Below are 14,830 nucleotides of genomic sequence, written 5' to 3'. Positions count from 1 at the left end.
AATAATATTTTCAATGTAAGGATTATGTTCATTGTAAGGTATCGAATAATATCACAGACATATTCCATACCATTAATCACCATGACTTATGCATCAACAGGCGTTGATACCAGCCATTTATGCCAACTAGCCGTAACCTGTGCTCTCTCGGCGACAAAACAGTCAGCAGCGACCTTACTGGATTGCTCCTGCAAGGCTAAATGATGGATTTCATCCCGCATGGTGACGTAGGCACACGTCAGCGCGGTCGCTTCTTCCTGCGGCATAATGTCATAGTTGGCCATCAGTTCAAAAATGCGCACGTTATCTGACCAACGGGTCAGCCTTGGCTCACTGGCGGCATAACGTAACACCAGATATTGCGCAATAAATTCAATATCAGTGATCCCACCTTCATCGGTTTTGATATCAAAAATGTCGCGTTGCTTGCTGCCGAGGTGGTTGCGCATTTTCTCGCGCATTTCTCGCACTTCTTGCTGCAAGAGCGGGCAGTCACGATGACGGCACAAGATTTGCTGGCGGATAGTATCAAACTGTTGCTGCAAGGCATGATCGCCATACACGATACGGGCGCGCACCAGTGCTTGATGTTCCCAAGTCCAAGCCTCATTTTGCTGATAATCAGCGAAAGCCTCGACCGTACTGACCAGCATACCTGCCTCACCCGATGGCCTCAGCCGAACATCAACCTCATACAAAATGCCCGACGAGGTGCGGGTGCTGAATAAGTGCATGACTCGCTGAGCTAAACGCAAATAGAACTGGCGGCCATCGATACTGCGCTCACCGTCAGTCATGGCGTCCAACGGGCAATCGAGCAGAAACACCAGATCCAAATCCGAGCTATAGCCCAGCTCCCATCCACCCAATTTGCCATAGCCGATGACGGCAAAACCACGACCTTCTTGCTGCGATAGGTGGCTTGGCTGACCATAGCGCGCCACCATTTGGTTCCACGCTTGCTGGATAACCGCATCAATAATGGCTTCTGCCAGATAAGTTAAGTGATCACTCACTTTCATCACAGGCAGTGCTTCGGTGATATCACCGGCGGCAATTCGTAACTGCTGCGCCTGTTTAAACTGGCGCAATGCCTCGAGTTGTTGCTCTTCATCGTCTTCAGGAACGCGCAGCAAATATTGACGCAACTCATCGCGATACGCGCCCGGTTCGAGCGGTTGGTAGAATGATTGCGGATCGAGCAACTCATCCAATAACAGTGGGTAACGGGCTAACTGGCTAGCGACCATTGGCGAGGCTGAACACAGTCGGATAACGTGTTTTAACGCCGCATGGTACTCCACCAGCAGTTCCAAATACGTGGTGCGGGTGAGAATACTCAGCAGCAGTTGAATCAGGCGGCTCAACGCAATATTGGCATCCGGACGTGGGCAAATTTCCGCAAACAATCGCGGCATAAGCTGATCCAGAACTTCACGGCCACGGGGGCCAATGGTGCGTTTATCCACATCACGACGGAAGTCATTGATGGTGGTCAGTAACTGGCGACGAGCGGCTTCATCCAGATGCGGCGTCAGTGGCGCTAAATCACACTCTTCCAGCGCATCCTGCCATAAACTTTTGAACAAACCATGACGGGGATCTTCGCCAATATCAGGGGTATCATCGCCAATCAAGTCATCAAACACGCAACGTACCGCTTGCATATGCTGTTCCAGCGCAGCACTCATTGCCGCCCAATCCGCATATCCCATACCCCAAGCCAATCGGGCCTGATTCAGTGTATCGCTGGGTAATGTCTGGGTTTGTTCATCAGCAATGGCTTGCAACAGATTTTCAAGGCGGCGCAAAAACAGATAGCTACCACTCAGATCCGCAACTTGCTGCTCGGGCAGTAGCCCCAGCTCCGCGACAGCCTGTAACGTAGGCAATAAAGCTCGCTGTTGCAGGCGAGGCTCGCGGCCACCACGAATCAGTTGGAAAACCTGCGTGATAAACTCGATTTCACGAATGCCGCCCGCCCCTAGCTTGATATTGTCTTTCAAGCCACGCCGGCGCACTTCACGCGCGATCATCCCTTTCATATTGCGTAGCGATTGAATCACGCTGAAGTCGATATAGCGACGGAACACAAATGGCCGCAAAGTCTGGCGCAGCTCCTGACTGTAGTGGTCTTCTGCGCCGCCCATCAGACGAGCCTTAACCATCGCATAGCGTTCCCAGTCGCGGCCCTGCTCTTGGTAATAATCTTCCAGTGCAGCAAAGCTCAACACTAAAGGACCGCTGTCACCAAATGGGCGCAGACGCATATCCACTCGATAGACGAAACCATCAATGGTTTGTTGATCGAGTGCCTTGATCAACCGTTGGCCTAAGCGGGTAAAGAATTGGGCATTGTCCAACTGCCGCCGCCCGCCTTGCGTTTGACCATTTTCGGGATAGGCAAAAATCAGGTCGATATCTGAGGAAAAATTCAGTTCGCCACCGCCGAGTTTGCCCATCCCCAGAATCAACAGCGGCTGCGGTACACCTTCACTATTGCAGGGCGTACCGAACTCACGGCAACAGGCCTGATAGAGCCAATCACGCGCGGCAACAATCACCGTTTCCGCCAACCAACTGAGTTGCTGCAAGGTATCTGTCGTGGTACTGGTTTGCAGCGCTTGTGACCAGGCAATGCGCACCATGATACGGCGACGAAACAGACGCAAGGCCGCTAAGAGTGCGGCTTCGTCTTGGATTTCACTCAGCACTTGGCTGAGCCATTGGGGATAATATTGCCACTCCTGCGGTTGCGGTGGTTGCTGATGCAACTCCTCCAGCCATTCAGGGTGAATCAGTAGCATATCACTGACAAAGTCACTCAACGCCAAGATGGCGATGTCTTCATCACTTAAACGCTGCGGCGTTGGTAACTCATGAAAGCGCTGCTGTACATGCTGCGCCTGAATCTGTAATTGCGAAGGGAGTGGCAACATATCGAATTCCTTGTATCCCCATCGTACATGACGTGGCAAAGACCTTGGCTTACCGACCTATCAGCCACGTCAATGACGTTGGGTATCTACGCGATTAACGGACAGCACCGTTCAGCCAAAAGGCTGCCTGCGCTAATGCTTCTTTACGGGCGGTATCGCGCCAATGGCCCTGGCGTTCTTTAATCGCCAGTTGCAGACCAAACCAAGCATCGATATACGGGTGCCATTCACTCTGCGGGTAGAAACCTGAGAGTAACTGGAAGGCTATAATTTGCCGGTTCAAACGGGGCAACTGTGCCACATAGCCGTCATCATCCATATTTTGACTAAAGGCTTCTTTCAAATCAGCAGCACTACGGCTCAGCATAATGTCGCAGAAACGCTTAAATGAGCCATCAAACTTAGCTTGTGCCTTTGCATCCATAAATGGCCGCCAGCCTGCGGTGACTAACCACGATGTAAGTGCTAACTTACTTTTTAGATAATCGACGCTATAACAGAGTTGCTCGGCGTTCACATTTTTTGATTCGAGTTGTGGCTCCAGCGCAGTCAATGATGCCCGCAGGTCAGTACTGGCTTTACGTGGCACCAAACCGCCAAAAATCGCCAAAGTTTGGCGTATCATTGCTAAAGCTTCACCGATCATCGCCTTCGCCGCGGGTTCACCACGCAACCACAGCTCTTCATGGTATTGCCAGTGATCCAGCGCCATTTCCAACCCTGCAACCATCCCCTGCTCAACAGTTGATTTCGGTGCTGGCTGCAAAACCAATAGTGGCCGAAGTTCGCGTGGAGGATTGCCTTGTGCCAAGTGATAACCGCGCGCAGCTTTACTCAAATTGCTTTGACGTAAACCACCGATTGGTGCGAGTTCAGCCGCCAATGCCAGTAAATCAGCCTGATTGCCTTGTTTCAGCTCCAGCTCAATTTCGCTCAACGGTTCCGACAGTTTACCCGCATGAGTAGAAGAAATTGCCCCTTGATCCAAAGCAAGCTCAATCTCACTCTCACCGTAAGTGATTACCCACTTCTCACGAGTAAAATCAGTACGGAACAAGGGTGTTAGCGCCGTTTGTAGCTCCGCGATATCCCAACCTTCTGGCCAGATATCTGTCGGGAAGCGGGCCAAGTCGAGTTTGTCGCTATCAATATCGACATTATATTCGGGGCGTTGATGTAAACCGCCGACAATTTTACCGCCGGTCTTCATCGTCATTTCATAACGGCCATCATAGCCACGAATACGCAAACCCATATCATGCTGGCGCAGGCGGTTATCTGCGGTTTCAAAATAGATATTCGTTAGTGTTTGCGGCGCGTAATGCTGGCTCGGCCAAGATGTGAGTCGTTCAGGCAACGCGGCAATGGCCTCTGGCGTAGCCATAAATTTTAGTTCTATTTCAACGGTCATAATTTTATTCACACCGGTATGTTGCGAGATTACGGGCATTATGCCTTTTTCACGGTGATTTGCGTGTTTTACACAAAAAAACCGTGCAGCAGCCCCAAGTCAAACCCTATTTTAACCTGTTTTAGTCAGTCTGCCCTAAGGCTTCATAAGACAATTTTTCACCGCGATAAAAATAGCCAAGTAAGGTGGCTCAAGCCGCGCTGGCTATGAGAGTAAGATAGTTCTCATTCCGGTTTATGCGTTGCGTCGGCAAACTGAACACACTACTATCGTTCCTTAAATTCACTCACAAATGACTCTCTAATGCAGAAAATACGCCTAATTTGCCTCGCGGTGCTTAGTCTCAGTCTCTCTTGGACTGCACACGCCGAAGAAAAACGCTACATCTCTGATGAGCTGGATACCTACGTTCGTAGCGGCCCCGGTAATCAATACCGTATCGTCGGCACGCTGAAAGGTGGGGATGAAGTCACCCTGATAAGCGTTGATGAAGGCACAAATTATGGCCAAATCCGCGATAATAAGGGTAAAACGATATGGATCCCGCTGAATCAACTGAGTGAAACGCCAAGCCTTCGCATTCGTGTGCCTGACCTTGAACAGCAGGTCAAAACGCTGACAGATAAATTAGCTAACATTGATAATAGCTGGAACCAACGCACCGCTGAAATGCAGCAAAAAGTCGCGGCAAGTGATAGCGTCATTTCCGAGCTGCAGAAGGAAAATGAATCACTGAAAAACCAGTTGGTGGTCGCGCAGAAGAAGGTCAGTGCAGTCAATCTGCAATTAGATGATAAGCAGCGCACGATTATCCTACAGTGGTTTATGTATGGCGGCGGTGTTGCTGGGATTGGTTTATTGCTCGGTCTGATCTTGCCGCATCTGATCCCGAGTCGTAAAAAGAATAATCGTTGGATGAACTGAAGCGCAGCTAACAACGCTGCAACGTCAAGATACAAGGCAAACCCAACGTTATTGGCGTTCCAGCTAGGCAGCAAATGAGCGCATCCCGATGAGCTTACATCGGTAAGTGATTCAGGTAAGCGAGAGCAGCTAACAACGCTGCAACGTCAAGATACAAGGCAAACCCAACGTTATTGGCGTTCCAGCTAGGCAGCAAACGAGCGCATCCCGATGAGCTTACACCGGTAAGTGATTCGGGTAAGCGAGAGCAGCTAACAACGCTGCAACGTCAAGATACAAGGCAAACCCAACGTTATTGGCGTTCCAGCTAGGCAGCAAATGAGCGCATCCCGATGAGCTTACACCGGTAAGTGATTCGGGTAAGCGAGAGCAGCTAACAACGCTGCAACGTCAAGAACGAAGGGTTTACATGGAAATCTACTTAGTCGGCGGTGCCGTCCGCGACACCTTACTCAACCTACCTGTCACTGAGCAGGATTGGGTCGTCGTGGGTGCCACCCCAGAGCAATTACTGGCGCAGGGCTACCAACAGGTCGGTAAAGACTTCCCCGTATTCCTCCATCCGGTCAGCCATGAAGAATATGCGCTGGCCAGAACCGAACGTAAATCAGGCCAAGGTTATACAGGCTTTACCTGCTACGCAGCCCCTGACGTCACTTTGGAAGAAGACTTATTACGTCGCGATCTCACTATTAATGCCATTGCTCGTCGCCATGACGGAGAGTTAATCGATCCCTATCACGGTCGGCAAGATTTAGAAAATCGCGTACTGCGCCATGTCTCTGATGCTTTTGGCGAAGACCCGTTGCGTGTCCTGCGTGTCGCCCGTTTCGCGGCCCGTTTCGCACACTTGGGCTTTACCGTCGCACCTGAAACTCAAACCTTGATGGCTGCCATGGCACAAAGTGGTGAGTTATCAGCTTTAACGCCAGAGCGGGTCTGGAAAGAGACTGAAAAAGCCCTGAAAACGCAAAGCCCACAGGTTTACTTTCAAGTGCTGCGCGATTGCGGTGCATTGGCGGTGTTGTTCCCAGAAATTGATCGCCTATTCGGTGTTCCCGCACCGGAGAAATGGCATCCAGAGATTGATACCGGCATCCATACCCTGATGACGTTGGCTATTGCCGCTCAACTCAGTCCTGAAGTGGATATTCGCTTCGCCGCCCTTTGCCATGATTTAGGCAAAGGGCTGACACCCAAGCAATTCTGGCCGCATCATCACGGCCATGGTCCGGCAGGCGTTAAATTGGTTGAGCAGATGTGCCAGCGTTTACGCGTCCCTAATCCAGTTCGTGATTTGGCAAAACTAGTGGCTGAGTATCATGACCTTATCCATACGGTGAATAAGCTTCGCCCAGAAACTCTGCTCAAATTATTTGATGCGATCGATATCTGGCGCAAGCCAGAACGTCTTGAGCAGATGATTATGACCAGTGAAGCCGATGCCCGTGGTCGTACGGGGTTTGAAGATAATCCTTATCCGCAAGGGGATTATTTGCGAGCTGCATACCAAATTGCGAATGGCGTATCCGTACAAGAGGTTGTCGCCAGTGGGCTACAAGGTTTAGCGATACGTGACGAACTAAAACGTCGCCGTCAGCAGGCTTTGGCGCAGTGGAAAGCAACACAGGAAGTCATTTCAGAATAACGGTCTAGAATAATAAAAACCCTGATCATTCAGGGTTTTTTTATGCTTAATATTCGTGGGCGATTACATAAAGACCCAATACACCGCGGCCGCGACCACGAAGCGATAAATAGCAAATGGGACAAAAGAAATACGCTTAATCAGTGACAAGAAGGTTTTGATGGCGATCAGGGCAACGATAAATGCCGTGATAAATCCGACAGCAAACATCGTTAAATCGCCCAACGACAGGAAGTGCAGACTCTTATACAAATCCAGCCCACTGGCTCCCATCATCATTGGCACCGCCAAAATAAACGAGAACTCAGAGGCCGCGTAGCGATTGACGCCCACTAACATCCCACCAGAAATAGTCGCACCGGAACGGGAGAACCCCGGCCACAAGGCAAGGCACTGGAAGCAGCCGATGGCAAAGGCTTGGCGATAAGTAATGTCATCCAGCCCAACCGCTTTTGGATTTTTAGGTTTGAACCACTCAGCAGCCAGTAATAACAAGCCCCCCGCGACTAGGGCATACATCACACTGTGCGGGTTAAATAAAGCTTTGATGGCATTGTGAAAGACCAAACCCAGCCCCACGGCGGGCAACATCGCTAATAAAATGTGGCCTAATGTTAGGTGACCACTGGTTTTCCCTTCATGAGGTGTCGCGCCAAAATGGATACCAATCAGGCCGAACAACCGCCGCCAGAACACCACTACCACGGCCAGAATCGACCCCAACTGAATAATGACTTCAAAGGTTTTTGCTTTGTCGCCAGTAAAGCCCAGCAACTCGCCAACGATAATCATATGCCCAGTGGATGAAACCGGCAAAAACTCGGTCAACCCTTCTACTACACCCAGAACAAAAGCCACAAACAGCGAATACATATCCGTCATCAACGATACCCAATGCCATGTGATAGAAACCAAAAAACGGCAAAACTGCAAACCCAGTGGTTAGCAGAATAATGCCGTTCAAATTCAATATTGATAAAATTATCGCGCCATGCAATCAGACCACAGTATTGATGCAGGGTTGCACTTTTATGTCATCCCAGCAAAAAATAGTCCATCACTTAATTAAGGCGCTGGCCACGTTCAATCACGACGCCCACATTTCTGGCCTGAGCAACCGCTCCCGGTTTACTGACCTTAACTCGCACCCAAGGCGATTTAAAACGCTGTAGCAGCAATTCAGCTATCTCTTCAGCGACCCGCTCCACCAAGGCAAATCGCTGCGATGACACATGCTTTATCACGCTATCACTGATATCTGCGTAACTGAGGCAATCATTCACATCATCACTAGCTGCAGCTTTACGGTTATCCCAGCCCATTTCGATATCGAACACTAACTTTTGTTCAATGGTCTGCTCCCAGTCATAAACACCGATGGTGGTGATAACGCTGAGCTCTTCAATAAATACGATATCCATCACGTCATTCTCTGTTTTTGTGCTCGCCGGATACCACTTCCAGCCGAATATGCGTATTATCCACTGATGTTGGGATTAAAACGATCATTATTCAACAGGGCGGTGTTATGAGTGCTATCGCGCTTGGCATGATTATCTTCGCGTATTTGTGTGGCTCAATTTCCAGTGCGATCTTAGTATGTCGGGTTGCCAAGCTACCAGATCCGCGTGAGCATGGTTCCGGTAATCCCGGAGCGACCAATGTTCTACGCATCGGTGGCCGCACCGCTGCTGCAACAGTCCTGATTTTTGATGTGCTTAAAGGGATGTTGCCGGTTTGGATAGCTTACCTGCTACATGTTTCCCCGCTGTATCTTGGCCTGACCGCCATCGCTGCCTGCCTTGGTCATATTTATCCCGTATTTTTCCACTTTAAGGGTGGCAAAGGCGTCGCCACCGCATTTGGTGCCATCGCACCTATTGGTTGGGATTTAACGGGGTTAATGACAGGGACATGGTTGCTGACCGTCTTACTGAGTGGTTATTCATCTTTAGGGGCCATTATCAGCGCGCTGATCGCTCCCTTCTACGTCTGGTGGTTTAAACCACAATTCACCTTTCCGGTCGCCATGCTTTCTTGCCTGATTTTGATGCGCCACCATGACAATATTCAACGCTTATGGCGAGGAAAAGAAAGCAAAATCTGGGACAAACTCAGAAAGAAAAAACAGAAAACATCCGCCGAAGAAGCTGCCGAGTTGGAAGAGAAAGAGGATTAATGACCCAATAGGCTCGGGGTCTGACGGGGCTTTCTCCGCCTATCAACTTAGCCACCCCGCCGCATCTAGAATGGCTGAGCGGGAGCGAGCCAAGGCGCAAGGAATTGAGAGAGCGGAGCATACATCGGTATGTGAGCATCACGAGATGACGGGGCAGCACAGCCGCAGCCCCGTACAGACATTCGATATATAGCACTCAGACTGCTGGCAGTTCAGATAAGGGCCAACGTGGCCGTACCGATACACTCAACTCGCTGTTCACACCACTTTTCAGCCGAATCAATCCAGCATAAGCAATCATCGCTCCATTATCGGTACAAAACTCTGGCCGAGCATAGAACACTTCACCGCCCCGCTTTTGCATCATTTCAGCCAGTTTTGATCGCAAAGTACGGTTGGCACTAACACCACCGGCAATGACCAAACGTTTGAAACCTGTCTGATCCAGCGCACGCTTAGATTTTATCGCCAGCGTGTCTACAACAGCATCTTCAAATGCACGAGCGATATCGGCTCGAGTCTGATCGTCCGTCCCATTGGCACGGATCGTGTTTGCCGCAAAGGTTTTCAGGCCAGAAAAACTGAAATCCAACCCTGGGCGGTCAGTCATTGGCCTTGGGAAGGTAAATCGCCCCGCCGTGCCCTGTTGTGCCATCCGCGACAACATCGGCCCACCGGGATAATCCAACCCTAATAATTTGGCTGTTTTATCAAATGCTTCACCGGCTGCATCGTCAACAGATTCACCCAATAGCAGGTATTCGCCGATACCGGTTACGCTGATCAATTGAGTATGACCACCGGAAACTAGCAACGCGACAAACGGAAATTCAGGGGCATTTTCTTCCAGCATCGGGGCCAACAAATGCCCCTCCATATGATGGACCGGCACCGCAGGGACACCCCAAGCAAATGCCAATGCTCGGCCAACTGTGGCCCCAACCAATAATGCACCAACCAATCCGGGACCGGCGGTATAAGCCACACCATCGATATCTTTGGCACTCAGATTGGCTTCTTTCAACGCCGCTTGAATCAGCGGCACTGTTTTGCGCACATGATCGCGGGAAGCCAGTTCAGGTACGACACCGCCATAATCAGCGTGTAATTTAACCTGACTGTACAATTGGTTAGCTAACAGACCGGTCTCATCGTCATAGACTGCAATTCCGGTTTCATCGCAGGACGTCTCTATACCCAAAACTCGCATTACATTTCCCATCATTCAGTGCGGCCGATAGTTTAGCATATCAGTGACGCCCGTCATGATTTCTGATCCTAAATTGCACAGTAAAACGCCCTTTGCGGTTCTCTCAGCCCCCAATGTTGTTGATCATGGTCACATTTGAAAATAATGTTGATAAATTCGCTCAATGGGCCTGTTTAGTATATAATCAGCGGCCGTCGTACCCTCAGGCACCAACTTTCTTGTAAAGAATGGGGCGACATCACAGGAGCGTGCCTGTTTCAATTTGCTGTGGTGCTTTACAAAGCAGCATCCATTGAAGTAAAATTCCGCACCATTTTGAGAAGGCTGGCGATTGGCCAGCAGCAAACCGATTTCTATTGAGGTGAGAGGCACATGCCGGTAATTAAAGTACGTGAAAACGAGCCGTTCGACGTAGCTCTTCGTCGTTTCAAACGTTCCTGTGAAAAAGCAGGTGTTTTAGCTGAAGTTCGTCGTCGTGAGTTCTATGAAAAACCGACTACTGAACGTAAACGTGCTAAAGCTTCTGCTGTAAAACGTCACGCGAAGAAACTGGCCCGCGAAAACGCACGCCGCACTCGTCTGTATTAATTCTTCGGGGGTAACCCCATCGCGTCGTTTTTGATGTTCTAAGAACGCGCAGATCGAGTAGTTGCATACGAAGGCCGTGCTTTCCGAAAGGAATGCGCGGCTTGTTCTCGTTTATGGACTGACGACTAGGGGCTTATGGCTGGACGAATTCCACGCGTATTTATCAATGACTTGCTGGCTCGTACCGATATCGTCGATCTGATCGATGTTCGGGTAAAGCTGAAGAAGCAAGGCAAAAATTACCATGCGTGCTGTCCATTCCATCATGAGAAAACCCCCTCATTCACCGTTAACGGTGAAAAACAGTTCTATCACTGTTTCGGCTGTGGCGCACATGGCAATGCTGTTGATTTCTTGATGAATTACGATCGACTCGAATTTGTCGAAAGTATTGAGGAATTAGCCACCATGCATGGGCTGGAAGTGCCTTATGAGGCAGGAACCGGCACCACCCAGATCGAACGTCACCAACGACAAAGTCTTTATCAACTGATGGATAGCCTTAGTGCATTCTATCAACAATCACTCAACGGCCAGACTGCCAATCAGGCACGCGAATATCTCAAGCATCGCGGATTGAGTGAAGAAATCATCCAACATTTTGCTATTGGTTTTGCCCCCCCAGGTTGGGACAACGCCTTAAAACGTTTTGGTCGCGATGGTGAGAGCCGTACCGCGCTGAACGATGCAGGAATGCTGGTGACTAATGATACGGGGCGAACTTACGATCGATTTCGTGAGCGTGTCATGTTCCCTATCCGTGATAAACGTGGTCGGGTTATCGCTTTTGGTGGGCGAATTCTGGGCGATGGAGTGCCAAAATACCTCAACTCCCCAGAAACAGAAATCTTTCATAAGGGTCGGCAGTTATACGGCTTGTATGAAGCACAAGTGAATCATCCCAATCCAACACGTTTACTCGTGGTGGAAGGCTATATGGATGTGGTGGCACTCGCGCAATTTGGCATTGATTATGCCGTTGCCTCGCTGGGAACAGCGACAACTGCGGAACATATTCAATTATTATTCCGCGCGACCGATAACGTAATTTGTTGTTATGACGGCGATCGGGCGGGTAGGGATGCAGCTTGGCGAGCATTAGAGACGGCACTGCCCTATCTAAATGATGGACGTCAGCTACGCTTTATGTTTTTGCCCGATGGCGAAGACCCCGATACTTTGGTACGTAAAGAAGGGAAAGACGTATTCGAACAGCGGATGGAGGAGGCGCAGCCACTCTCAACCTTCTTGTTTGAAACGTTGATGCCACAGGTGGATTTGAGCAGCCCCGATGGGAGAGCCAAATTAAGCACATTGGCATTACCTTTAATCAGCCAAGTGCCCGGTGAAACCTTGCGCCTTTATTTGCGTCAGCAGTTGGGCAATAAGTTAGGTCTACTTGATGACAGCCAGCTTGATAAGTTGATGCCAAAGCAGGTAGAAAACACGAATTCATACCAGCCGCCCCAGCTAAAACGCACAACCATGCGTATACTTATAGGGCTACTGGTACAAAATCCGCAACTGGCAACATTGATTCCTTCACTACAGGGAGTTGAGCAAGCTAAGTTAGCGGGTTTGCCACTATTTATTGAATTGGTTGAGACTTGTTTAGCCCAGCCAGGGCTGACAACCGGGCAGTTATTAGAGCTGTACCGTGATAATAAATTCAGCCAACAGCTTGAAACTCTCGCAACATGGAACCACATGATTGTTGAGGACATGGTCGAACCGACTTTTGTCGATACGCTAGCGAGCCTGTATGACTCCATTTTGGAGCAACGTCAGGAAACACTGATAGCGCGTGACCGAACACATGGATTAAGCGCCGAAGAACGTAAAGAGCTTTGGTCTTTGAATCTGGCTTTAGCCAGAAAAAAATGAATTACCCAACGGCTTAATTGCCGATAAATGTGGGGGCGACTCCCCACAATATGCCGCCATAGCGGGCAGCGGCGACAAAAAAAAGCCCCAAATGCTATTGTTGGCGGTTTCGCCGACCGACACCAACCCAAATACTCTGAAGTGTGGATACCGTCTTATGGAGCAAAACCCGCAGTCACAGCTGAAGCTACTTGTCACCCGTGGTAAGGAGCAAGGCTATCTGACCTATGCTGAGGTCAATGACCATCTGCCGGAAGATATCGTCGATTCCGATCAGATCGAAGACATCATCCAGATGATTAATGACATGGGCATACAGGTACTTGAAGAAGCCCCTGATGCCGATGATTTAATGCTGGCCGAAAACACCACTGATACCGACGATGACGCGGCGGAAGCTGCTGCACAGGTATTGTCCAGTGTTGAATCAGAAATCGGGCGGACAACCGACCCGGTGCGTATGTACATGCGCGAAATGGGCACCGTTGAACTACTGACGCGTGAAGGCGAGATTGATATCGCTAAGCGCATTGAAGACGGCATCAATCAGGTTCAGTGCTCCGTTGCTGAATACCCTGAAGCCATTACTTATCTGTTGGAACAATATGATCGCGTTGAAGCGGGTGAAGCCCGTTTATCTGACCTGATCACCGGCTTTGTCGATCCAAACGCCGAAGAAGATATTGCACCAACCGCGACTCACGTTGGTTCTGAATTATCCTCTGAAGAGATGGATGATGACGACAACGAAGATGAAGACGAAGAAGAAGAGGAAGACGATAACAGCATCGATCCAGAGCTGGCTCGTCAGAAATTCAGCGAATTGCGTGAGCAGTATGAAAACGCGCGCATGGAGATCAAGAAGAATGGTCGCAGCCATGCCAATGCTGCTGCTGAAATTCTGAAACTTTCTGAAGTCTTCAAACAGTTCCGTCTGGTGCCGAAGCAGTTCGACTATCTGGTCAATAACATGCGTGCCATGATGGATCGCGTTCGTACTCAAGAACGTATCATCATGAAACTGTGTGTTGAACAGTGCAAAATGCCGAAGAAAAACTTCGTTACCCTGTTTGCCAGCAATGAAACCAGCGATACTTGGTTCGCGGCAGCAGTGGCTATGGGTAAACCATGGTCTGAAAAACTGAAAGATGTTTCGGAAGATGTGCAACGTAGCTTGCAGAAATTGCGCCAGATCGAAGAAGAAACCGGCCTGACCATTGAGCAAGTGAAAGACATTAACCGTCGTATGTCTATCGGTGAAGCAAAAGCACGTCGCGCCAAGAAAGAAATGGTTGAGGCTAACCTGCGTCTGGTTATCTCTATTGCGAAAAAATACACCAACCGTGGCCTGCAATTCCTAGATTTAATTCAGGAAGGCAACATTGGTTTGATGAAAGCAGTAGATAAGTTCGAATACCGTCGTGGTTATAAATTCTCAACTTATGCCACTTGGTGGATTCGTCAGGCTATCACCCGTTCTATCGCGGATCAGGCGCGCACCATCCGTATTCCGGTGCATATGATTGAAACGATTAATAAACTTAATCGTATTTCTCGCCAGATGCTGCAAGAGATGGGTCGCGAGCCAACGCCAGAAGAACTGGCTGAACGCATGCTGATGCCGGAAGACAAAATCCGTAAAGTGCTGAAGATTGCTAAAGAGCCAATCTCAATGGAAACCCCAATCGGTGATGATGAAGATTCACATCTTGGCGATTTCATCGAAGATACCACTCTAGAGCTGCCGCTGGACTCTGCCACCTCTGAGAGCCTGCGTTCTGCTACTCACGACGTGTTGGCTGGCCTGACCGCGCGTGAAGCGAAAGTTCTGCGTATGCGCTTTGGTATCGATATGAACACTGACCACACTTTGGAAGAAGTGGGTAAACAGTTCGACGTCACCCGTGAGCGTATCCGTCAGATCGAAGCGAAGGCATTGCGTAAGTTGCGTCACCCAAGCCGTTCTGAAGTGCTGCGTAGCTTCCTAGACGATTAATCGTCGCTCGAAGTCACTGCACATAAAACCCTCGGCATGCCGGGGGTTTTC

General features: G+C 49.7%; 11 protein-coding genes. 6 read left to right on the top strand and 5 right to left on the bottom strand.

The genetic code is table 11. The annotated features are described in order from the left end of the window. Positions 1-86: 86 nt before the first annotated feature. On the bottom strand, positions 87-2,939 hold the full coding sequence (gene glnE, locus DA391_RS02765; RefSeq protein WP_050083802.1) for a bifunctional [glutamate--ammonia ligase]-adenylyl-L-tyrosine phosphorylase/[glutamate--ammonia-ligase] adenylyltransferase: 2,853 nt from the start codon (positions 2,937-2,939) through the stop codon (positions 87-89). A gap of 94 nt (positions 2,940-3,033) precedes the next feature. Continuing rightward, positions 3,034-4,350 carry an inorganic triphosphatase gene (locus tag DA391_RS02760; protein ID WP_108088234.1) on the bottom strand — a complete coding sequence of 439 codons (1,317 nt, stop codon included), beginning with the start codon at positions 4,348-4,350 and terminating at the stop codon, positions 3,034-3,036. Positions 4,351-4,653: 303 nt separating this feature from the next. Here DA391_RS02760 and DA391_RS02755 point away from each other — a divergent pair, with 303 nt between their 5' ends. Together DA391_RS02755 and DA391_RS02750 are read left to right on the top strand one after the other, a co-directional pair. Further along, positions 4,654-5,274: a TIGR04211 family SH3 domain-containing protein gene (locus DA391_RS02755; RefSeq protein WP_049610434.1), complete on the top strand. Its 621-nt coding sequence runs from the start codon at positions 4,654-4,656 to the stop codon at positions 5,272-5,274. 409 nt (positions 5,275-5,683) lie between these two features. Next, positions 5,684-6,922: a multifunctional CCA addition/repair protein gene (locus DA391_RS02750; RefSeq protein ID WP_108087342.1), complete on the top strand. Its 1,239-nt coding sequence runs from the start codon at positions 5,684-5,686 to the stop codon at positions 6,920-6,922. A 63-nt stretch (positions 6,923-6,985) separates the two neighbouring features. Here DA391_RS02750 and bacA read toward each other — a convergent pair whose 3' ends face one another. Then, positions 6,986-7,804: an undecaprenyl-diphosphate phosphatase gene (gene bacA / locus DA391_RS02745; RefSeq protein ID WP_108087341.1), complete on the bottom strand. Its 819-nt coding sequence runs from the start codon at positions 7,802-7,804 to the stop codon at positions 6,986-6,988. A gap of 179 nt (positions 7,805-7,983) precedes the next feature. Beyond that, positions 7,984-8,343: a bifunctional dihydroneopterin aldolase/7,8-dihydroneopterin epimerase gene (gene folB / locus DA391_RS02740; RefSeq protein ID WP_049610425.1), complete on the bottom strand. Its 360-nt coding sequence runs from the start codon at positions 8,341-8,343 to the stop codon at positions 7,984-7,986. Positions 8,344-8,450: 107 nt separating this feature from the next. Between folB and plsY the strand changes: the two genes are divergently transcribed. After that, on the top strand, positions 8,451-9,101 hold the full coding sequence (gene plsY, locus DA391_RS02735) for a glycerol-3-phosphate 1-O-acyltransferase PlsY (protein ID WP_049610422.1): 651 nt from the start codon (positions 8,451-8,453) through the stop codon (positions 9,099-9,101). Between the two features lie 196 nt (positions 9,102-9,297). Here plsY and tsaD read toward each other — a convergent pair whose 3' ends face one another. Beyond that, positions 9,298-10,311 (bottom strand): tRNA (adenosine(37)-N6)-threonylcarbamoyltransferase complex transferase subunit TsaD, encoded by a 1,014-nt coding sequence (gene tsaD / locus DA391_RS02730; RefSeq protein WP_019212506.1) that lies wholly within the window; start codon positions 10,309-10,311, stop codon positions 9,298-9,300. 372 nt (positions 10,312-10,683) lie between these two features. Between tsaD and rpsU the strand changes: the two genes are divergently transcribed. The 3 genes from rpsU (at position 10,684) to rpoD (ending at position 14,779) form a co-directional block, all read left to right on the top strand. After that, a complete protein-coding gene (gene rpsU, locus DA391_RS02725) occupies positions 10,684-10,899 on the top strand; it encodes a 30S ribosomal protein S21 (protein ID WP_001144069.1) in 216 nt (71 codons plus the stop codon). Positions 10,900-11,034: 135 nt separating this feature from the next. Then, complete coding sequence (dnaG, locus tag DA391_RS02720; protein WP_050083118.1) at positions 11,035-12,783, top strand: DNA primase; 1,749 nt, start codon at positions 11,035-11,037, stop codon at positions 12,781-12,783. Positions 12,784-12,940: 157 nt separating this feature from the next. After that, positions 12,941-14,779 carry an RNA polymerase sigma factor RpoD gene (rpoD, locus tag DA391_RS02715; protein WP_019212504.1) on the top strand — a complete coding sequence of 613 codons (1,839 nt, stop codon included), beginning with the start codon at positions 12,941-12,943 and terminating at the stop codon, positions 14,777-14,779. The last annotated feature ends 51 nt before the right edge of the window (positions 14,780-14,830 follow it).

The organism is Yersinia massiliensis, assembly GCF_003048255.1.
GTDB lineage: Bacteria > Pseudomonadota > Gammaproteobacteria > Enterobacterales > Enterobacteriaceae > Yersinia > Yersinia massiliensis_A.
The sequence above is the reverse complement of the archived record's forward strand: the minus strand, read 5'-3'. Positions and strand labels throughout refer to the sequence as shown.